Origin of the sequence: Amnimonas aquatica (assembly GCF_002943415.1) — a bacterium.
Classification (GTDB): domain Bacteria; phylum Pseudomonadota; class Gammaproteobacteria; order Pseudomonadales; family Moraxellaceae; genus Perlucidibaca; species Perlucidibaca aquatica_A.
Window position 1 is genome coordinate 1 of the sequence record NZ_PTQZ01000267.1, and the last position, 1,934, is coordinate 1,934.

Below are 1,934 nucleotides of genomic sequence, written 5' to 3' on the forward strand. Positions count from 1 at the left end.
ACCAGATCGACGCGGGTGCCGGTCCACTTCAGTTCGCCGCTCTGGCGGTCACGTCCCTCGAACACCTCCTGGTTCTCCGAGGTCGCCTGCCACTGCGTGCCCATGTCGAGCAGGTTGACGAAGAAGTCGTTGGTCAGCGCGCCCGGCCGGGAGGTGAGCACGCCGTGCGCGGAGCCATCGACGTTGATGTTGATCGCGCGCAGGCCGCCGATCAGCACGGTCAGCTCCGGCGCGGTCAGCGTCAGCAACTGCGCCTTGTCGATCAGCAGGTGCTCGGCAGGCACGCTGTAGCGCCCCTTGAGGTAGTTGCGGAAGCCATCGGCGACCGGCTCCAGGAAGGCGAAGGACTCGACATCGGTCTGCGCCTGCGTGGCATCGGCGCGGCCGGCGGCGAACGGCACCCTCACCTCGTGGCCGGCATTGCGGGCGGCCTGTTCGATACCGGCGTTGCCCGCCAGCACGATCAGGTCGGCCAGCGACACCTGCCTGCCGCCGGTGGCCGATGCGTTGAACTCGGCGCGGATGCCTTCGAGGGCGGCGAGCACCCTGGCCAGCTGTTCCGGCTGGTTGGCCTCCCAGTCCTTCTGCGGCGCCAGGCGGATGCGCGCACCATTGGCGCCGCCGCGCTTGTCGCCACCGCGGAAGGTCGATGCCGATGCCCAGGCGGTGCCGACCAGCTCGGAGACCGTCAGGCCGGACGCCAGCACCCGGGCCTTGAGCGTGGCGGCATCGGCATCGCTGATCAGCGCGTGGCCGACCGGCGGCAGCGGATCCTGCCAGATCAGGTCCTCCTTCGGTGCCTCCGGGCCGAGGTAGCGCGACTTCGGGCCGAGGTCGCGGTGGGTCAGCTTGAACCAGGCGCGGGCGAAGGCTTCGGCGAAGGCTTGCGGGTTGTCCAGGAAGCGCCGCGAGATCTTCTCGTAGGCCGGGTCGAAGCGCAGCGACAGGTCGGTGGTCAGCATGGTCGGCAGACGCTTCTTCGACTTGTCGTGAGCATCGGGAATGATCTCCTCGGCGTCCCTGGCCACCCACTGGTGCGCACCGGCCGGGCTCTTCGTCAGCTGCCACTCGTACTTGAAGAGGATCTCGAAGAAATCGTTGCTCCAGCGCGCCGGCGTGGTGGTCCAGGTCACGTCGAGACCGCTGCCGATGGCATCCCCGGCCTTGCCGCTGCCGAAGTCGCTGGTCCAGCCCAGTCCCTGTTCCTCGAGACCGGCGGCCTCCGGTTCCGGGCCCTTGTGCGCTTCGGGGCCCGCGCCGTGGGTCTTGCCGAAGGTGTGGCCCCCGGCGATCAGCGCGACGGTCTCTTCATCGTCCATAGCCATGCGGCGGAAGGTCTCGCGGATGTCGCGCGCCGCTGCCAGCGGGTCGGGGTTGCCATCCGGGCCTTCCGGGTTGACGTAGATCAGGCCCATCTGCACGGCGGCCAGCGGGTTTTCGAGCTCGCGGTCGCCGGTGTAGCGGCTGTTCGGGCCGCCGCTCTTTTCCAGCCATTCGGTCTCGCGGCCCCAGTACACGTCCTGATCGGGCTCCCAGGTGTCGGCGCGGCCGCCGGCGAAGCCGAAGGTGCGGAAGCCCATGGTCTCCAGTGCCACATTGCCGGTGAGGATCAACAGGTCGGCCCAGGATATCCGCTGTCCGTACTTCTGCTTGATCGGCCACAGCAGGCGTCGCGACTTGTCGATGTTGACGTTGTCGGGCCAGCTGTTGAGCGGGGCGAAGCGCTGCTGGCCGCGGCCTGCGCCGCCGCGGCCGTCACCGACGCGGTAGGTGCCGGCGGAGTGCCAGGCCATGCGGACGAACTGCGGGCCGTAGTGGCCGAAGTCGGCCGGCCACCAGTCCTGGGAATCGGTCATCAGCTCGCGCAGGTCCTTCTTCAGGGCCTCGTAGTCGAGCTTGCCGAACTCCTTGGCGTAATCGAACGTCCCGCCCAG

General features: G+C 68.8%; 1 protein-coding gene. It reads right to left on the bottom strand.

What is annotated here, in order from left to right; translation table 11 throughout:
- A partial coding sequence (gene katG / locus C5O18_RS08900; RefSeq protein WP_105193240.1) for a catalase/peroxidase HPI occupies nt 1-1,934 on the bottom strand: 1,934 nt, incomplete at both ends.